At 71.8% G+C, this 17,293-nt stretch carries 16 protein-coding genes; 8 read left to right on the forward strand and 8 right to left on the reverse strand.

What is annotated here, in order from left to right:
- Positions 1 to 4 precede the first annotated feature (4 nt).
- The 8 genes from PXH83_RS09155 (at position 5) to PXH83_RS09190 (ending at position 8,192) form a co-directional block, all read left to right on the forward strand.
- Positions 5 to 880 (forward strand): sugar phosphate isomerase/epimerase family protein, encoded by an 876-nt coding sequence (locus PXH83_RS09155; RefSeq protein ID WP_274558686.1) that lies wholly within the window; start codon positions 5 to 7, stop codon positions 878 to 880.
- Positions 873 to 2,180: a M20/M25/M40 family metallo-hydrolase gene (locus tag PXH83_RS09160; RefSeq protein WP_274558689.1), complete on the forward strand. Its 1,308-nt coding sequence runs from the start codon at positions 873 to 875 to the stop codon at positions 2,178 to 2,180. Before PXH83_RS09155 ends, PXH83_RS09160 begins: the two co-directional genes overlap by 8 nt.
- 41 nt (positions 2,181 to 2,221) lie before the next feature.
- A complete protein-coding gene (locus tag PXH83_RS09165; protein WP_274558691.1) occupies positions 2,222 to 3,334 on the forward strand; it encodes an Ldh family oxidoreductase in 1,113 nt (370 codons plus the stop codon).
- Entirely contained in the window at positions 3,331 to 4,662 is a 1,332-nt protein-coding gene (locus tag PXH83_RS09170; RefSeq protein ID WP_274558693.1) for a Gfo/Idh/MocA family protein, read from the forward strand. Before PXH83_RS09165 ends, PXH83_RS09170 begins: the two co-directional genes overlap by 4 nt.
- On the forward strand, positions 4,659 to 5,342 hold the full coding sequence (locus PXH83_RS09175) for a B3/B4 domain-containing protein (RefSeq protein ID WP_274558695.1): 684 nt from the start codon (positions 4,659 to 4,661) through the stop codon (positions 5,340 to 5,342). Before PXH83_RS09170 ends, PXH83_RS09175 begins: the two co-directional genes overlap by 4 nt.
- Before the next feature lie 125 nt (positions 5,343 to 5,467).
- Positions 5,468 to 6,943 (forward strand): anthranilate synthase component I family protein, encoded by a 1,476-nt coding sequence (locus PXH83_RS09180; RefSeq protein ID WP_274558698.1) that lies wholly within the window; start codon positions 5,468 to 5,470, stop codon positions 6,941 to 6,943.
- Entirely contained in the window at positions 6,940 to 7,551 is a 612-nt protein-coding gene (locus PXH83_RS09185; RefSeq protein ID WP_274558700.1) for an anthranilate synthase component II, read from the forward strand. Before PXH83_RS09180 ends, PXH83_RS09185 begins: the two co-directional genes overlap by 4 nt.
- The gene (locus PXH83_RS09190; protein ID WP_274558702.1) at positions 7,509 to 8,192 is read left to right on the forward strand and encodes a flavodoxin family protein; all 684 of its coding nucleotides are present in this window, start codon (positions 7,509 to 7,511) and stop codon (positions 8,190 to 8,192) included. Before PXH83_RS09185 ends, PXH83_RS09190 begins: the two co-directional genes overlap by 43 nt.
- A 28-nt stretch (positions 8,193 to 8,220) precedes the next feature.
- On the opposite strand, the gene PXH83_RS09195 is transcribed toward PXH83_RS09190, so the two are convergent.
- The 8 genes from PXH83_RS09195 to PXH83_RS09230 all read right to left on the reverse strand — a co-directional run bounded on the left by PXH83_RS09195 (position 8,221) and on the right by PXH83_RS09230 (position 17,196).
- The gene (locus tag PXH83_RS09195; RefSeq protein ID WP_274558704.1) at positions 8,221 to 9,516 is read right to left on the reverse strand and encodes an amidohydrolase family protein; all 1,296 of its coding nucleotides are present in this window, start codon (positions 9,514 to 9,516) and stop codon (positions 8,221 to 8,223) included.
- Complete coding sequence (locus PXH83_RS09200; protein WP_274558706.1) at positions 9,513 to 10,211, reverse strand: hypothetical protein; 699 nt, start codon at positions 10,209 to 10,211, stop codon at positions 9,513 to 9,515. The genes PXH83_RS09195 and PXH83_RS09200 overlap by 4 nt, the downstream gene beginning before the upstream one ends.
- The gene (locus PXH83_RS09205; protein ID WP_274558708.1) at positions 10,208 to 11,620 is read right to left on the reverse strand and encodes a phenylacetate--CoA ligase family protein; all 1,413 of its coding nucleotides are present in this window, start codon (positions 11,618 to 11,620) and stop codon (positions 10,208 to 10,210) included. The genes PXH83_RS09200 and PXH83_RS09205 overlap by 4 nt, the downstream gene beginning before the upstream one ends.
- 95 nt (positions 11,621 to 11,715) lie before the next feature.
- Positions 11,716 to 12,339, reverse strand: coding sequence for a phosphoribosylanthranilate isomerase (locus tag PXH83_RS09210; RefSeq protein ID WP_274558710.1), 624 nt, complete (start codon positions 12,337 to 12,339; stop codon positions 11,716 to 11,718).
- An 82-nt stretch (positions 12,340 to 12,421) separates the two neighbouring features.
- The gene (locus PXH83_RS09215; protein ID WP_274558712.1) at positions 12,422 to 13,672 is read right to left on the reverse strand and encodes an MFS transporter; all 1,251 of its coding nucleotides are present in this window, start codon (positions 13,670 to 13,672) and stop codon (positions 12,422 to 12,424) included.
- On the reverse strand, positions 13,659 to 14,900 hold the full coding sequence (locus tag PXH83_RS09220; protein WP_274558714.1) for an ATP-grasp domain-containing protein: 1,242 nt from the start codon (positions 14,898 to 14,900) through the stop codon (positions 13,659 to 13,661). Before PXH83_RS09220 ends, PXH83_RS09215 begins: the two co-directional genes overlap by 14 nt.
- Before the next feature lie 26 nt (positions 14,901 to 14,926).
- Positions 14,927 to 16,150, reverse strand: coding sequence for an ATP-grasp domain-containing protein (locus PXH83_RS09225; protein ID WP_274558716.1), 1,224 nt, complete (start codon positions 16,148 to 16,150; stop codon positions 14,927 to 14,929).
- Positions 16,147 to 17,196, reverse strand: a complete 1,050-nt coding sequence (locus tag PXH83_RS09230) for a Gfo/Idh/MocA family protein (protein ID WP_274558718.1) — start codon at positions 17,194 to 17,196, stop codon at positions 16,147 to 16,149. Before PXH83_RS09230 ends, PXH83_RS09225 begins: the two co-directional genes overlap by 4 nt.
- Between the last annotated feature and the right edge of the window lie 97 nt (positions 17,197 to 17,293).

The raw sequence follows: 17,293 nt of genomic DNA on the forward strand, positions 1-17,293 counted from the left end.
CGCCGTGACCACCGGGACTGTCGAGTACGCCCGGCTGTGCGGCATCGGCGACGAGGCCGCCCCCGGCCTCACCGAGCAGCTCACCATCCACCACGAACTCGGCCTGACCGGGCTTGAGCTGCGTACCGTCGACGGCGGTCGCGCACTGCACGAGCTGCCGCCGGGCGAGGCCGCCGACGTGGCCCGCAGGACCATCGTCGCCGGGCTGACGGTGCCGGTCGTGGACACCCCGGTCGGCAGCTGGTCCACGACCGTCGCCACCTCCCTGGATGCCGAACTGGCCGTGCTCGAAGGCTCGGCGCACGCCGCCGCCCTCCTCGGGTGCGACCGGCTGCGCGTGATGTCGTACCCGAGTGACGGGCGCCCCGCCGCCGAGTGGCGTGCGGAGTCGCTGCGCCGGATGCGGGTCCTCGCCCGCGAGGCCGAGCGCCTCGGGGTGACTTTGCTGCACGAGAACTGCCAGGGCTGGGCGGGCCAGGGCGCCGAGGAGACCGTACAGATGCTGGAGGAGGTCGGCAGCCCGCGGCTGCGGCTGCTCTTCGACACCGGCAATGGTCTGGCGTACGGCTACGACGCGGTGGAATTCCTGGAGCGGGTGCTGCCCTGGGTGGACCACGTGCACATCAAGGACGGGTTCGTACGGGCGGACGGCGCCGCCGAGTTCACCCTGCCCGGCCGGGGCACGGTCCGGCTCACCGAGTGCGTACGGCTGCTGGAGGAGTACGGCTACCGCGGCTGGTACAGCCTCGAACCCCATCTGGCCCGCATTCCGCACCTCGGCGTGGCCGGCGACCCGGCCGAACTGGCCGCCGGATACCGGGCCTACGCCCGGGCCCTCACCCAGCTCCTCGGAATTCAGAAGGAGGCTTCCCATGTCTGAGCGGACCAGGGCCGCCGAGCCCGCCACCACTCTCACCCGGGACGACCTGGGGTGGCTGACCGAGCTGATGGACGTCGACTCCGTCTCCCCGCTGGAGGGCGGTCCGCTCGACGGCGCGGCCCGCGCCCAGCGGGTGTTCGTGGCGGGCGCCGAGGCCCGCGGTTTCAAGGCCGTGCTCCACGAGGCCCCGCAGCCCGAGCTCCTGGAGCGCCCCGAGGTGCCCGCACCGGTGCGCGAGGCGGCCCGCAGGGATCTGGCGGGCTTCCTGGCCGGCCAGCCGTCGGCCGTCGTGGCGCTCGGAGCCCCGCAGCCCGAGGAGCGCCGGCTCGTCATCAACTTCCACATGGACACCGTAGGACCGCACGTGGCACCCCGTCTGGACGGCCGGGTGCTGTACGGCCGGGGCGCCGTCGACGACAAGGGGCCCGGCATCGCGGCGCTGGCCGGAGTCGCCGCCGCCTTCGCCGAGGACCCGTCGCTGGCCCACCGGATCGAGGTGCAGATCGCCTCGGTGCCCGGCGAGGAGGGCGGGGCGATGGGAACGTACGGCACCCGCGCCCTGGTCGACGCCGGATACACCGGGCGGCTGATGGTCTTCGCCGAGCCCACCGGCGGCCGCTTCATGGACGCGTGCACGGCGGCGATGACGCCTCGGATCACCGTGACGGGCGAGGACTCCACCGACGACCACCCGGGCGACGGCCACAACGCCACCGTGGCTCTCGGCTTCCTCGCGGACTTCCTGGCCCGCAGGCTCGGCCCGCTGGCGCACGGCATGGGCGCGAAGCTGTGCGTCGCGGGTCTGCACACCGGCCATGCGCACAACCGGGTGTACGGCGGCGGGGAGCTGCTCCTCAACATCGCCTACCCCTCCGCCGAACAGGCCGAGCTGCTCGCCGCCTCGCTGGAGGTGCTGCTGGAGGAGGCGCGCAGCGAGTTCACCGCCGCCCACGCCCAGGACCCGTTCAACCGGCGCACGGTACGGGACTGGCGGCGGACGGTACGGCTGGACTGGCTCAAGCGGGGCCTGCCGACCCTCGACAACCGTGACGCCGAGGCCGAACTCCTGCTGGGCCGGGCCGGGTTCGTACGCCACGACGGGATGGCCGACGGTTCTGCCTTCACCTGCGACGCCATCTGGGCCCCGGCGCCCGGCCGTTACGTGGCGGTGTGCGGCCCCGGGCGGCTCGACGCGAACGGCGCGCACACCCCCGGCGAGCACGTCCACCTCGACGACCTCGACGACTACGCACACCGCATCAAAGCGCTGGTCCACGCCTTCGCGACCAGCACTGACTGACGGACTGACCGACACCATCGAACGAGAGAGAAGGACCGACCATGACTGTCACCGTTCCGCTCACCGACCTCACCGAGTTCGTCCAGCAGATACTCCTGGAGTGCGGACTCGACGGGGACTCCGCCCGTACGGCAGCCGACGTCATCACCTACGCCGACGCGAACGGCTTCACCACACACGGCACGAACGGGCTGGTGAACATCTACGCGCCACGCCTCCTCGACGGCCGTATCTCCGCCTCCGCAGAGCCCCGCATCGTCCGGGAGACCGCCGCGACCGCCCTCCTCGACGGCGACCGCGGACTCGGCCTGGTCACCATGGACCGGGCCATGGACATCGCCATGGACAAGGCCCGCCAGACCGGCATCGGCATGGTCGCCGTGCGCAACAGCACCCACTTCGGCAGCGCCGGCTACTACACGCAGCGGGCCGCGGCCGCCGGGCTGATCGGTATCGCCATGACCAACTGCGGGGCGCAAGGCGTCGCACCGCCACTGGGCGGCACCGTCAGGATGCTGGGTACGAACCCACTCAGCGCGGCGGTCCCCGTCACGCACGGTGCGCCCTTCGTACTGGACATGAGCACCACGGTGGTCGCCACCGGCAAAATCAAGGCAGCCCACAAGCAGGGCCGTCCGGTGCCCGAGGAATGGCTGGTACGCCACGACGGCACCCCGACAACCGATCCCGGTGCCTTCATGGACGAGGAGGCGGACGTCGCCTGGCTGGGCGGCCCCGCCGCCACCGGTGGGGCCAAGGGCTTCGGGCTGGCGCTGCTGGTCGACCTGCTGTGCGGGCCGCTGTCGGGGGCATCGTACGGACCGCGCCCGGGGGTGCTCAACGGCGAGCCGGCGGGCGACGACAACGTGGGCCACACGGCGATCGTGATCGACCCGGCCGCCTTCGGGTCGGCCCCGCACATCGCCGCCGAGAACCGCACGCTGCTCGACACGGTGGCCAACTCACCCGTAGCGGCGTACGCGAACGGCGTCACCTATCCGGGTGCGCCGGAGGCCGCCCGCTACGAGCGCTCCGTCCTGCACGGAGTCGAACTGCCCGACCCGGTCGCCGAAGGCCTCGTGAGGCTGGCCGAGCAGCTGTCCACCGAGGCCCCCGTCGAGCTGACCGAGCGTGTCCTGGAGGTGGCGGCATGAGCACCGTGCGACCCATGCGTATCGGAGTGATCGGTCTGGGTGTGATCGCGCCATTCTTCTACCGGGCTGTCGACGACGACCCCTCGCTGACCCTGACGGCGGTCTGCGACCTCGACACCGCCAAGCTCGACGGCTTCGCCCCCGGCGTCGCCACCTTCACCGACCACCGCGAGCTGCTCGCATCGGGCCTGGTGGACGGTGTGGTGGTCACTTTGCCCAACCATGCGCACGCGCCGGTCGTCGCCGACGTCCTGCGGGCCGGCATCCATGTCTGCTGCGAGAAGCCGCTCACGGTCGCGTCCAGCGACGCCCGCGAACTGACGGCGCTCGCCGAGGAGTACGGCGCGACCCTCTTCACCGCGTTCCACCGCCGCTACAACTCCCACGTGCGGCGGCTGGCCGCCGAACTGCCCGACCCGGCCGGGATCGAGCGCGTCACCAGCCGCTATCAGGAGCGCATCGAGGAGCACACGGGCAGCGACCGCTGGTATCTCGACATCGACCGCTGCGGCGGCGGCTGCATCATCGACAACGGACCCAACGCACTGGACGCCCTGGAGACCGTGCTCGGCCCGCTGACGCTGCTGGACGCGACGATCGGGGACGTACGGGCGGGAGTGGAGTTCTGCGCCACCCTGGAGCTGGCCACCGCCGACGGCATTCCGGTCGGTGTGGACCTCGACTGGGCGCTGGAGACCGGGGAGCGGAAGGACATCACCGTCCATCTCAAGGACGGGCGTGTGCTGCACGCCGACATGCTCGACGGCTACACGGCGTTCAAGTCGTCCCTCGACCACGAGTACGCGGGCATCATGGCCGACTTCTTCGCGACGGTACGCGGTGGCAGGGACGAGCCGGACCGGGGCCCGCACATCGTGGACCTGGTCGAGGAGGCGTACGCCGTCGGGCGCACCAAGGAGAGCCGGATGCGGATGGCCGCGAAGGATCCCGTGACGGCCCGGATGGTGAAGCTGCTCTTCCACCGCAGGACCGACCGTGGCATGACGCTCTCCCCGTGGCAGTCGCGCTGTGTGCGCGCCGGCGACGTTCATGAACTGGTGACCACCACCAACCGTCCGGCCACTCCCGGCGACCGGGTCGACCGGGTCGGCTTCCTCGGCTTCGCCGAGTTCCCGGTGGGCGCGGTGATCGAACGCGGCGACCGCGTCCACGGACCGGACGGCCTGATCGGAGTGGTGGCCGGATTCGACGAGAGCCACGCGCCCAACCACTACAACATCCTTGTCGACACAGACCGGGTCGTCTCCGCGGAGGATCTCGACCTGCGGACCACCGACCGGCTCACCTTCTCCGGAGGCACCCAGTGACCACGACTCCCCCAGGCACCACCTTCCGCCGCATCACGGTGTCGCCCGCCGCCCGTGACCTGATGCCGGGCGTCGAAGTACTGACTCTGGCGGCCGACATCACCGCCGGCACCGCGTCGCTGGCCGCCTCCACCGAGCGGCTGTGGAGCGAGGCGCACGCCGTATGGCACCGGGCGAGCCGCAGCGAGGTCAGGAACGCCCCGCACACCGCCGCCTACCGCGACCTCTCCCGGATGCTGGGCGCCCACCCCGACAAGCAGCCCCCGTCCGTCCAGGCCCTGGTCGACCGGGGACTGCGCGGCAAGCCGCTGGGCGCCTGGCCTCGGATCAACCCGGCGGTCGACGCGGTGAATGCCGTGGCGGTCAGCTCTCTGGTGGCGCTCGGCGTCTTCGACCGGGACAAGCTGGACGGGGACGTGCGGCTCGAACTGACCGTAGGGGACGAGGAGTTCACGGCCCTGGGCGCGGACGGTCCCGTGCCCCTGGAAGCGGGACGCCCCGTCCTCGCCGACGACGGGCGTGTCCTCTCCCTCTTCGCCCACCGCGACGGCGTGCACCAGGCCGTCACAGCGGAGACCAGGCGGGTGCTGCTGCTGGCCTGCTCGGTCCCGGGCGTGGACGCGGACACCTGCAGGGACGCCCTGGTGGCGGCGCAGCGGCTGCTCACCGGCCAGGAGTAAGTGGTCCGGCCGTCACACCGGTTGGTGGTCTGGGCCGGGTACGGGCGTCGTTGATTGGCTTGCGGTACGCCGCCGGTCGAGGTGCGGCGACATACCGATCCGTACCGGAAGAAGGACCACCGACGATGACCGTGACTGCCCCGGCTCCGGCCCCGGCGCCGGCCGCCACGCTGATGCGGGTGCGCGTGGCACGTGACGAACTGCCGCCGCACGAACCGCTCGCGCTCTATGCGGATCTGCGCGAACGCCTAGGCTCCGACCAGGTGTTCCTCTTCGAGAGCCTCGCCGGACCGGACCAGGACTGCCGCGCCGCGGTGGTCGGCGCGGACGTGCTGGCACGGATCACCGTGCGGGACGGGCGGGTCTCCTTCGACGGGCTGCCGGAGCTGGTGCGGCACCTGGAGACGGTGGCGGCCCAGCACCCGGACGTGTGGGATCTACTGCGGGCCGTCGACGCCTCCTTCGCGGTGGAGAGCGAGGTGGGCCCCGGGACGTACGCCTTCGGTTTCCTGGCCACTTTCGGCTATGAGGCCGCCTGGTACATGGAGGAGCTGCCGCCGCGCAGACCCGGCGCGGCGCCCGAGATCACACTGACGGCCTTCCGGCACACCGTCTGGTACGACGTGCTGGGCGGCGGCGCCCGCCATCTGCGGGCGGAGGCGGCGGAGTTCGGTGGCAGCGGCCCGCTCGGCAGCGGACTGGACGTCCTGGTACGGGGGCTGCCCGCCCGCCGGTACGCCGCCGTGCCGACCGCGCCGCGCCCTCGCGCCGTGCGCCGCACCGTCGGCCGGAAGACCTTCGCCCAGCGGGTGAAGCGATGCCTCGCGCACATCAGGGCCGGTGACGTCTACCAGATCCAGATCGGCCACCGCATCGAGGTGCGCACCCCGCTGGGGGTCCTCGACGCCTACCGCCGGCTGCGGCACCGCAATCCGTCGCCGTACATGTACCTCGCGCCGTGGGCGGGCCGTACCCTGATCGGCGCCAGCCCCGAGCTGCTGTTCCGCATCGAGGACGGCAGGCTCACCATGCGGCCCATCGCGGGCACGGCGGCCCGGTCCTCGGACGGGGGAGAGGAAGACGCCCGGCGCGTCGAGGCACTGCGCGCCAGCGAGAAGGAGCGCGCCGAGCACGTCATGCTCGTCGACCTGTGCCGCAACGACGTGGCGAGGGTGACACGGCCCGGCACACTCTCGGTCGATTCGATGATGAGCGTCGAGGCCTTCTCCCATGTGCACCACCTGGTCTCCACGGTCGGCGGACAGCTGGCACAGGGCGAGGACGTCTGGTCCGCACTGCGTGCCGTCTTCCCCGCCGGGACCATGACCGGTGCGCCGAAACTGCGGGCGATGGAGCTGATCGACGAGATCGAGCGGCAACCACGCGGCGCCTACGCCGGGGCCATCGGACTGATCGATGTGCGGGGCTTCGCGGTGCTCGCGCTGTGCATCCGTACCGCCGTGCACGAGGGCGACACCTACGCGCTCCAGGCCTCCGCCGGGATCGTCGCCGACTCGTCGGCGGACGGCGAGTGGCGCGAGACGCTGATCAAGATGAGTGCGGTGTACGGCGCCGTGACCGGTGAGGAGCTCACCGCATGAAGGTCCTGCTCATCGACGCGTACGACAGCTTCGTCCACATCATCGACCACTATTTGCGGCAGCAGGGCGCCGAGACCGAGGTCGTCAGGTCACGCACCCGCACCCCGGCCGAGCTGGCCGCGGCCCGCCCCGATGCGCTGGTGCTCGGCCCGGGGCCCGGTCACCCGGCCGACTCGGGCCACGTCGAGCTCGTACGCCGCTTCGCCGGCCGGGTGCCCATCCTGGGCGTCTGCCTGGGTCATCAGGCCATCGGCCTGGCGTACGGCGGGCGCATCGAGACGGCGGCCCGGACCGTGCACGGCAAGACCAGCCGGATCGATCACGACTCCACGGGCGTCTTCGCCGGGCTGCCGGACGGGGCGGAAGTCACCCGGTACCACTCGCTGGCCGTCTCCGAGCCGCTCCCCGACGGGCTCACCGTGACTGCGCGGGCGCGCGAGGACGGCTGTGTGATGGGTCTGCGCCACCGCGAACTGCCCGTCGAGGGCGTGCAGTTCCACCCCGAAAGCATCACGACGCAGCACGGGCTGCGCTTCATCGACAACTTCCTTGGAGGTACGAAGAGATGGACAGAAACGGCGACAGCCCCGGCCACTGGGCGACGATAGCGGCGCTGAACGGATCGGAGCGCCCGGACGGACTGACCGCCCGCGTGCTGCGGATGCTCGGCGAGGCGGCGGCCGAGCACGGGGTGCATCTGGACGTGATCCCGCTCCGGGAGTACGAGATCACCCCCTGCGGGCCCTGCGGGGACTGCAACATCCGTCCGGTCCCGTGCGGGATGCCGGACGACACGGCCTCCCTGGTGGACCGGCTGATCCGGGCGGACGGGGTGCTGTACGCGGCGCCCGTGCACGGCTTCGGGCTCTCCAGCGTGATGCAGACCTTCATCGAGCGGGCCGGGGTGGGCCACCTGCGCTTCGAGCGGCCGCTCGCCAACAAGGTGGCGGGGGTGGTGGTCACGGGCCGCCGCTACAGCCACGACCGGGTGTACGGGCAGCTGGTCGACAATGTGCTGCTCAACCGGATGATCCTGGCGGGCAGCGGCTTCCCCGCCTTTGTGCACGACCAGTTCGCGCCGGAGGAGGACCGGGAGGGGCTGGCGGCGGCGCGCGGCCTGATCGACCGGATGATCGACATGCTCCGGGTCCTGCTGCTCCCCCACGGCGGACGCGAGGACACAGCCCGTCTGCTGGCCTCGCTCCCCCGTAACGAACGCGCCGCCCTCCTCACCCCGGCGGCGGCCTGAGCCGTCCCCGGGCCCCGGGCCCCGCGCGTCAGGCGGTGGGCGGGGCCGCCGGGCCCGCCACGTGGCGGCCGCCCAGCAGGACCGTGCGCAGCGCCGTGCGGTCCTGGAGGACCGTGAGATCGGCGGCCGGGTCGCGGTCCAGGACGACCAGGTCGGCGAGGCGCCCCGGCTCGACCGTGCCCGCGTCGTCGCCACGCCCCGCGAGGGCGGCCCCGTTCGCGCAGGCCCACTTGAGGACCGTCGCGGGGGAGATGCCGGCCCGCTCGACGTACATCACCAGCTCGTCGGCGTACGTGCCGTGCGGGGTCCAGGCGAAGCCGAAGTCGTCGCCCGGCACGATCCGCAGGCCCAGCTCCTCCGCCTTCGGCAGGAAGCGCAGGGTGTTGGCGATCTCGTCCTTGAAGTCGAGCGCCTCCAGGTAGTCGGGGGCCTTGCCGAACTTCTCGCCCAGTTCGAGGAGCTGGGTGGGCTGGAAGAGGCTCGGCACGACGAAGATCCCTCGCTCGGCGATCTGATCGAGAGCGGCGTCGTCGGCGTACGTCGCGTGATCGATGACGTCGACCCCCGCGGCCAGTGCGTTGCGGATGCCGCCGAGGCCGCGCGAGTGGGCCCGTACCCGCGCACCGCGGGCATGGGCGACGCGTACGACCGTCGCCAGCTCCTCCCGGGTGAAGAGGAGTTCTTCGGAGCGGGCGTTGGGGAAGGTGTCGTCGCCGGACGAGAAGACCTTGATGATCTCCGCGCCCTGGTCGATCTCCTCCTCCGTGTACGTCACCAGATCCCCCAGCTCGTCCACGACCGGCATCAGCTCGCGCGGCATGCGCTGCTTGAGCCCGGGATTGCGGCGGCCCTCGGGCCCCGACACCATCAGATCGCGGCTGCACGGGGTGACGCGGGGCCCGGCGATGACCCCGGCCTCGATGGCATTCTTGAGCGCCATGTCGATTCCGGCCACCGAACCGGCCCCGACGAAGGCGGTGTAGCCGCAGGTGAGCAGGTCGGCCGCGTGCCGGGCGGCGTGCAGCGCAACCTCGGGGACGCGGTACTTGAAGAGCGTCTCGCGGCCGTTGGTGACGTTGACGTACGCGATGTGGGTGTGGCCGAGGGTCATGCCCGGCATGACCGTGGCACCGCCTTTGCCGCCACCTTCGCCCGGTTCCCAGCGGACGAAGTCGCCCTCCACCGGGGCCTCGGCGGCCGGCAGTACGGCTTCGATACGGTCCCCGTCGATCAGCACCGATCGCGCGGGCAGGGAGGCATACCCCTTGCCCTCCTGGACCGTGACGTCGTGCAGCAGCAGACGGGGTCGGTGGGCGGTGGTCACTGGTGCGCTCCTGTCGGTCGTGCGTGGGCGGCGGGGCCGAAGATCATCCAGACCATGGGGACCCCAGGTCTGGACACGTGGAACCTCAACCGGTACGTCGCGCGCCCCGGTTCATTGGTGATGGCAGCGTCCGCGCGCCCCGCAGCCGCGAGCTGCGCCGCGTGCATCGTCGACTCGGCGGGGACCCAGTCGATGTCGTAGCCGTCCCTGCCGCCCGCAGTCCCGTCGAGCAGCTCGGCAAGGCGCTGCGTCTCGTGCAGTGTGGCGAGCCGCAGCCGCCCCTCGGGCAGCCGGGGCGCGCGCGAGGCGATCCCGTACTCCGGTGTGGGTGTGGAGAAGGATGCCTCCAGACGCAGCTCGGGCGACCAGAAGAAGCGGGTGGCGCACTCGGCTGCGCCCGGTACGAGCGCGTACGACGGGCCACCGCGCCGGCCGACCGCTGCGAGGAGCTCCTCGAAGGAGTCGCAGGGCACCGGCCGTACGTCCGGTCCGCCCAGATGTGCCAGCCGGTGCCCGAGCCGCTCCAGGGCGACCATCGATGTGGTGCCGCCGGGGCCGAGCGTGCCGATGCGCATCGTGCCGGGCCGCAGCAGTGGCGATCCCGGTATGCGGTCGGGCTCCCAGAGCAGCGGAAACGGCGTCGGGTCGACCTCGGCCGTACCGGCCGCCGGTGTGTGCAGCAGGCTCTCGGTCATGACTGGTGCCCCCGGGCTCCGGCGAGACGGCGGGCCGCCTCGGTCTCGTGGTCGGCGGCGGTGCGCCGGTCGTGGATGCGGGCGGCCTTCCAGCTGACGAAGGCGCCGGTGGTGGTCACCGGGTCGAGCTCGTCGAGGAACTCGACGTCGCAGCGCACGCCGAGGGCCGCCGCGACCCGCCCCGCATGGGCCTGCCGGAGCTCCCGGCCGGGCTCGCCCGGCAGGTCGAGCCGTACGGTCACCCGGTCCTCGCCGGCCTCGTCGCAGTCGATGACGACCTGGTATCCGAGGCTTCCGTCGATGCCCCGCAGTACGGCCTGCTCGATCTCCCAGGCCTGGAACGAGCGTCCGCCGAGCCGCAGCCGGTCGCGGGTCCGCCCGACGACCTTGAGCACCGGGCCCTGGATGCCGCAGCCGCAGTCGTTGCGGCGCAGATCCACCAGATCGCCGGTGCGGTAGCGGATGAGCGGCTTGATCCCGTCGATCAGCATGGTGATGACGAGTTCACCGGTGCCGTACCGACCGAGCTCCTCGCCCGTGTCCGGATCGACCACCTGGGCCGCATAGTTGGGCCGCGCCAGATGCAGTTGCCCACGGGCGCAGGCGGATGCGATGACCAGCGACTCCTGTGCTCCGTACAGCGCGTTGTAGGTACGTACTCCCCAGGCCTGGTCGATCTGCCTCGCCAGGTCGGGGGTACACATCTCGCCGGTGACGAGGAAGACCTTGACGGCGAAGTCCCGGCGCGGGTCGAGGCCCTGGGCGCGGGCGGCCTTGGCGAGGGAGAGCGCCACGTTGGGCGTGCAGAACACCACGTCCAGGGCGAGGTCGCGCATCAGCTGGAGCGCCTTCGGGAAGCCGATGACCGGGGAGTACGGCCAGATCTTGGCGACGGCGGAGCCCAGGTTGCGGGCCACGTCGCCCAGTGTGTCGCCGAGCGAGTGCACCTCGGTGGGCCCCATGATGCCGACGCGCGGGGACCGCTCGGGGAAGTGCTCGGCGAAGATGTTCCGCCAGCCCTCCGTGACATGGGCGTTGGAGGCGATCACCTCGCGCTGGTCGCGCGGGCAGGGTGTGGCGGGCCCGGTCGTTCCCGTCGTCTCGTAGAAGAAGCACGCCTCGTCGAGATCACGGCTGAGGATGGCGTGCATGGCCTCCCGGAGGTCGTTCTTCGTGGTGAAGGGGAGGTCCGGGAGGGCGGCGAGGGTGAGCGATGCGGGGTCGACCCCTTCGAGGCGGCGGGCGTAGAAGGGCGAGCCGGACTGCGCGAGCGCGACGACGCGCCGCAGCTGCCCCTCAGCCCACAACTCCCATTCGCCCTCGGTGAGTTCACCGGCGACATAACGGGCATGGAGTGGCAGGTACCGGTCCAGGAACTCTCGGTACTTCTCGGATGTGGGCAGCCACATGGATCCTCCACGACGTATCGGGTGCGAGTGCGCAGTGCGCCCGTACGTGTCCGGGCACCGGGCAGTCCGATGCTGCTATCCGCCCGGTGGCCGCCTCAATCCGCCTTTGGAGGCAGGGGGCCTGTTCCCTTCGCGGCAGCGATGAACCTTTCGATCAACCCGATGTCCTTCACGCCCCGGCTGATCTCCACCCCGCTGGACACATCCACGCCCCAGGGCCGCAGGCCGGTGACGGCGTCGGCGACATTGTCCGGGGCGAGCCCGCCGGCGAGCATCCAGGAGCCGGTGGGGCGGGTGCCGAGCGCGGCCGGGTCCCACCGCTCGCCGGAGCCGGGCCGGGGCGAGTCGACGATGAGCAGGTCCTCGCCGTACGCACCGGTCTCCAGCGGAGCGCCGGTCGCGGGCGAGGTGGCGCGGATCAGCCGCAGCCCCTCGGCGCGGAGGGCCGCGAAGGCCTCCGGCTCCTCCTCGCCGTGCAGCTGGACGGTGTCGACGCCGGCCAGGGCCGTCGCGCGGCGCACCTCGTCCAGCGGCTCACCGCGGAAGACGGCGACGGTCGCGGCGGTTCCGGACGGGACCAGGGCAGCGAGTTCGCGGACCGCCTGCGGGGTCAGCTGCCGGGGGCTGGGGGTCAGTACGAAACCGATGGCGTCGGCTCCGGCGGCGACCGCCGCCTCCACCTCGGCGGCCTTCCGTAGACCGCAGACCTTGACGTACACACGTACTCCTCGGGAACTCGGGGACTCGAAAACTCGGGGACTCGGGGGACTCGGGGACTCGGGGACTCGGGGGACTTGGTGATCAGGACTGCTTGGCGGTGCGCGACAGTACGAAGGCAACCGCGCCCACGCCCAGTCCGACGCCCGTCACCAGCAGCGCCGTGCGCGGCCCGAAGACCGTCGCCAGGAGACCGCCGAGCAGCCCGCCCGCCGGGATCACCGCCCAGGTGACGAACCGGAAGGTCGCGCTGACCCGGCCGATGAGATGGCCGGGGACGGTCGCCTGGCGCAGCGTAATGGAGTGGATGTTGAAGACGGCGATACCGAAGCCGTTCAGCACATAGCCGGCGACGAGTACGGCGATCCCGGTGGCGCCCGGCCCCGGCGCGAGCGGCAGCAGCAGGGTCGCCGCCGAGGCCACCGCCATCCCGGACACCATCGCCCGCCCGACTCCGAGCCTCGCCCCGAGGCGGCCGGCGGCAAGTGAACCGCCCAGAGCGCCGATGCTGCCCGCCGCGACGACCCCGCCGAGGCCTGCCGGGCCCAGGCCCAGGACCCGGATCCCGTACAGCGGGAAGACGACGAGCACCACGTCCCACAGCAGGTTGTACCAGGAGGCATGGAACATGATCACGCGCAGCAGTCTGCTGCGCAGTGTCACCCGCAGCCCCTCCGCCACGTCTTTGCGGACCGAGGTGCGCCCCGCCCTGACCGGACGTACCTCCGGAGTACGGATCCGCAGCAGCGCCGCGGCCGCGACCAGATACCCGAGACAGTCGACCAGGATCGCGACGGGCGCGGTGAGCCACTGGATCAACGCCCCGCCGAGCCCCTGCCCGGCGGTCTCGGCCACCGAACGGCTGGCCTGGAGCTTGCTGTTGCCCTCGACCAGCTGTTCCTTGGGGACGAGGGCGGGCAGGTACGCCTGGTACGCGACGTCGAACTGCGCGGTGAGCACGCCCGTGAGGAAGGCGATGACGCACAGCGCGCCGATGCTGAGCCCCTGGGTCCAGGCGAGCAGCGGTACGAGTGTCAGTACGGCGGCCCGGCCCAGATTGGCGCCGATGAGCAGCGGCCTGCGGCGGGCCCGGTCCGCGATCACCCCGGCCAGCAGGGTGACGCAGAGCACCGGCAGATACTGCGCGGCGTTGAGGAGTCCGAGCTGCGCCGGGGAGGCGTCGAGCAGCACGATCGCGGTGAGCGGCAGGGCGAGTTCGGTGACCCGGGAGCCGAGCAGGGAGACGGTCTGGCCGCCCCACAGCCTGCGGAAGTCCCGGTTGCGCCACAGGCCGGGGACTTCCTCGGCCTTGGTCAGCAGGTCAGACGAGGACATCGTGGTCCTCCCTGAGCGGACTCCACTCGATGCGGTACGCGGCGAGGGTCTGCCGGATCGCGGTCTCGACCAGCTCCGCACCGGTCGCGCTGAAGCGGAAGGTTCCCGCAGTGTGGACGGCACCGCCGTGGCCCTGGAGGACCGTGCCGCGCGGCGGCAGCGTCTCGGCGTACATCGCCGGAATCCGTGCCACCAGCGACTCCACGCTGTCGACGACACAGGGCCGTACCGGCGGCTCGGGCATCATCAGATAGCCGGCGACAGGGCCGTTCAGGTCCATCGGCTCGATCTTCGGTACGTCGCCGAGCTGGACCTGTGCGGATGCGGCGACCAGGTCGACTCCGTACACCTCTTCCCAGACGAAACGGACCTGGCCGCCGCCCGCACGGGCGCCGATCTCCAGGAAGACAATGTCGTCGTCGGCGGGGTCCGCCGTGCGGAACACCTCCAGGTGGAAGACGTCGTCGGTGATCCCGAGTGCCTCGCAGACCCGTTCGGCGAAGACCGTGACGCGGCGCTCGAAGTCCGGGTCGTCATTGGCGACGGAGCTGAAGGCGGTGCCGGTGGCGAAGTCCAGGCAGTTGCCGCCGCACCGCCAGCTGCGTACGACGAGCAGCTTTCCGCGGGCCATCACCCCGTCGACCTGGTACAGCGTCCCGTCGATGAACTCCTCGCACTGCGCCTCGCTCAGGTCGGCCCCGTTCAGCAGCGCCTCCAGCTGCCCGGCGCCGCGCACCACATGCACGCCCTGGCTGTCGGCGCCGGCCCGCGGCTTCAGTACGAACGGGAAGCCCGACCCGGCGGCGAAGGCCCGGACGTCCGTTGCGGTGGGAGTGGCCCGGAAGCCGGGCACCCGCAGACCGGCATCGGCGACCTTGCCCTTCATCACCACCTTGTCGCGGACTGCGGCGACCTCCTCGGGGCCACGGCCGGGGACCGAGAAGCGGCGGCGCAGCTCACCGGCGAGCTCCAGGTCGAACTCGGAGAGCGCCAGGATGTGGGTGAACCGGCCGTGGTGGTCGATGAGTTCGGCGGTGACGCGGACGGCGTCCTCGGTGTCGGAGAGGTCGGGCAGGACCCGGATCTCCTCGGCGAGCGCCGCGTCCAGCGGACCGCTGCCGCTTTCGGTGGTCAGGTACGAGACCCGGTCGGCGGTGTGGTCGACGTAGCGGTGGTACTCGGCGAAGGCGTTGGTCCAGCGGTTGATGACAAGGACGTGGCGGTTCACGGTGGCTCCTGGTGGTCCGGTTCGGGTCAGCTGAAGGTCACGGAGGTGTCGGCGAGCCGCAGCAGCCCCGCCGTCTCGTCGTACGAATCACCGGCGGCGAGCACGTAGCCGAGCCGTCCCGCCGAGCTGCCCGGGTCCGGCAGCTCGGTGCCGGGCGGCAGCAGTACGCCGATCTCCCTGACCCGCGGATCGGACTCCAGCAGCGGGTCGACGCGGAAGTCCTGATAGCCGCGCAGTCCCGGCCGCAGGAAGTAGCGGATTCCGGCGCGGCCGCCGCCGGGGGCGGGCCGCGGCTGCGGGTTGGGCTGCCCGAGGTGGGCGCGGAGCATGATCTCGTACAGATCCACTCCCTTGGCCAGCCGCAGCAGATCGGGGATGCGGTCGCCGGGCAGCCGGGCGGCGATCTCCATCAGCAGCGGGCCGCGTTCGGTCATCCTCAACTCGGCGTGGAACGGCCCGAGTCCGAGCCCGAGTACCCGGGCGACACCGGTGATGTACTCCTCGATCTCGCGGGCCGGGGACGGCGGCAGCTGCGCGGGGACGATGTGGCCGACCTCGACGAAGTGCGGTTCCAGCCCCAGGACTTTCTCGGTGATCGCGAGGACGTGGATCCGGTCGCCCTCGGCGTACCCCTCGACGCTGTACTCGGGCCCCTGGACGTACTCCTCGACGACGGCCAGGCGCAGCCCGCCCGGTCCGGACCGGGCGGCGGGGCGCAGGGCGTGGCGGAAGGCTGCCAGCGCTTCGGCGGCCGTCGACACCTTCCGTACGCCGAGGCTGCCCGACTGGTCGACGGGCTTGACGACGCAGTGCGGGCCCAGTTCGGCGTACGCGGCGGCGAGCGCCCGTTCGCTGGAGGCGGCGCGGAAGGCGGGCTGGTCCAGGCCGGCGGTGGCGACCGCCCGGCGCATCAGATGCTTGTACCGCAGGCCGTCGACGGACCGCGGATCGATGCCGGGCAGCCCGAGGGCAGCGGCGGCCCGGGCGGCGATCGGCACGTAGTGCTCGAAGCCGGGGAGTATGGCGTTCAGCGGCTGTTCCTGGTGGAGCGCGCCCAGCAGTGTGGTGACGGCGGCCGGGTCGTCGGTGTCGGTCCGCACAACCCGGTGGGCGTGGGCGAGTTGGCGCTCCGGGATGGCCCGCGCCCCTGATCCGCCGGTCAGTACGAGGACGGTGTGGCCCAGTTCGCGGGCCCGCACGATCAGCTCCGCACCGGACGAACGCGGTTCGATGATTGCTACGACGCTCATGCCGCCTCCGTGGCGAGCGCGGGCACGAGCGGGGGGACGAGCGCGGGCGAGATCCCCGCGGCAGCCGCGGCGCGGGCCGCCTCCAGGAGTTCCATCGACTCCAGGTGCAGGGCGAGATCGCCCTGAGGGGCGGGCCCCGCGCCGTCGAAGTGGGCGTACGCCTGCTCGATGAACCGGGTGAGCGGGGCGTCGGCGACCACCGTGTGCGTGCTCCGCCCGGCGATCCTGACCTGGCCGAAGTCGTCGTCGCCGCTGACCGGGTAGTCGGCGACGAGCGTTCCCTCGGTGCCGCTGATGTGCAGGCGTCTGCGACGGACGGGCGATGCGAGGTCGGTGAGGAGGGTGGTGACCGCGCCCGAGCTGTGGCGCATCCGCACTTCGGCGCCGCCCATCCGGGGCAGCCGCCCGACGGGCAGCGGCATGTCCCAGCCGCGCGACCCGGTCAACTCCGCGACAGGGCCCGCGAGATGGAGGGCGAGCAGAAGCTGGTGCGGCAGCTCCACCTCGAAGGCACTGCCGTGGCCGCGGGTGTCCACGGAGCGGCGGAAACGCGGCTTGCTCTGTTCCATGTGGAAGCTGACCGGCTCACCGATCGCACCCGAGGCCACCAGCTCCTCCGCGACCTCGGTGACCCGGCTGGCCAGCCAGACGCTCATCGGCAGCACCGAACTGCCGGTCACATCGGCCACGTCGGCGATGTGCCTGGCCTCGGCGGCCGAAGGAGCGAGCGGCTTCTCCAGGATGAAACGACGCGCCCCGGCAGACACGAGCCGCTCCATGCAGTCGAGGTGTACGTCCGGCGGCACCGCGACGTGGAAGACCGCGGCGGACACCTCCTGCCCCTCGGCCCGCAGCACTGCGACGGCGTCCTCCACCGTGGCCGCCCAGCGCCCGCCGGGGACGTCGGCCGGCCGCGGGTCGACAGCCAGAACCGGCCGCTGCGGGCGGACCGCGTCCCGCAGGGCGCGGTGATGCAGTCCGCTGCCCGCTCTCCCGTATCCGACGATCACCGAATACGATTCACCTGCGCTTTCCGAATTCTTCATGGCACGAGCGTCACCCATGGCCGTACAACTCTCCAGACCATTCACCGGATCCTGCGGCAGTCCACTTTCCCGCAGCCATTTGTAGGCAATCCACTGG

Source organism: Streptomyces spiramyceticus (assembly GCF_028807635.1).
In the GTDB taxonomy this organism is placed as follows: Bacteria; Actinomycetota; Actinomycetes; order Streptomycetales; family Streptomycetaceae; genus Streptomyces; species Streptomyces spiramyceticus.

Coding starts and splice junctions, on each gene's coding strand:
- PXH83_RS09200 (WP_274558706.1), bottom strand. CDS start 10,211: ATGACCGAGAGCCTGCTGCACACACCGGCGGCCGGTACGGCCGAGGTC.
- PXH83_RS09215 (WP_274558712.1), bottom strand. CDS start 13,672: ATGTCCTCGTCTGACCTGCTGACCAAGGCCGAGGAAGTCCCCGGCCTG.
- PXH83_RS09190 (WP_274558702.1), top strand. CDS start 7,509: ATGGACAGAAACGGCGACAGCCCCGGCCACTGGGCGACGATAGCGGCG.
- PXH83_RS09205 (WP_274558708.1), bottom strand. CDS start 11,620: ATGTGGCTGCCCACATCCGAGAAGTACCGAGAGTTCCTGGACCGGTAC.
- PXH83_RS09170 (WP_274558693.1), top strand. CDS start 3,331: ATGAGCACCGTGCGACCCATGCGTATCGGAGTGATCGGTCTGGGTGTG.
- PXH83_RS09160 (WP_274558689.1), top strand. CDS start 873: ATGTCTGAGCGGACCAGGGCCGCCGAGCCCGCCACCACTCTCACCCGG.
- PXH83_RS09230 (WP_274558718.1), bottom strand. CDS start 17,196: ATGAAGAATTCGGAAAGCGCAGGTGAATCGTATTCGGTGATCGTCGGA.
- PXH83_RS09185 (WP_274558700.1), top strand. CDS start 6,940: ATGAAGGTCCTGCTCATCGACGCGTACGACAGCTTCGTCCACATCATC.
- PXH83_RS09165 (WP_274558691.1), top strand. CDS start 2,222: ATGACTGTCACCGTTCCGCTCACCGACCTCACCGAGTTCGTCCAGCAG.
- PXH83_RS09225 (WP_274558716.1), bottom strand. CDS start 16,150: ATGAGCGTCGTAGCAATCATCGAACCGCGTTCGTCCGGTGCGGAGCTG.
- PXH83_RS09180 (WP_274558698.1), top strand. CDS start 5,468: ATGACCGTGACTGCCCCGGCTCCGGCCCCGGCGCCGGCCGCCACGCTG.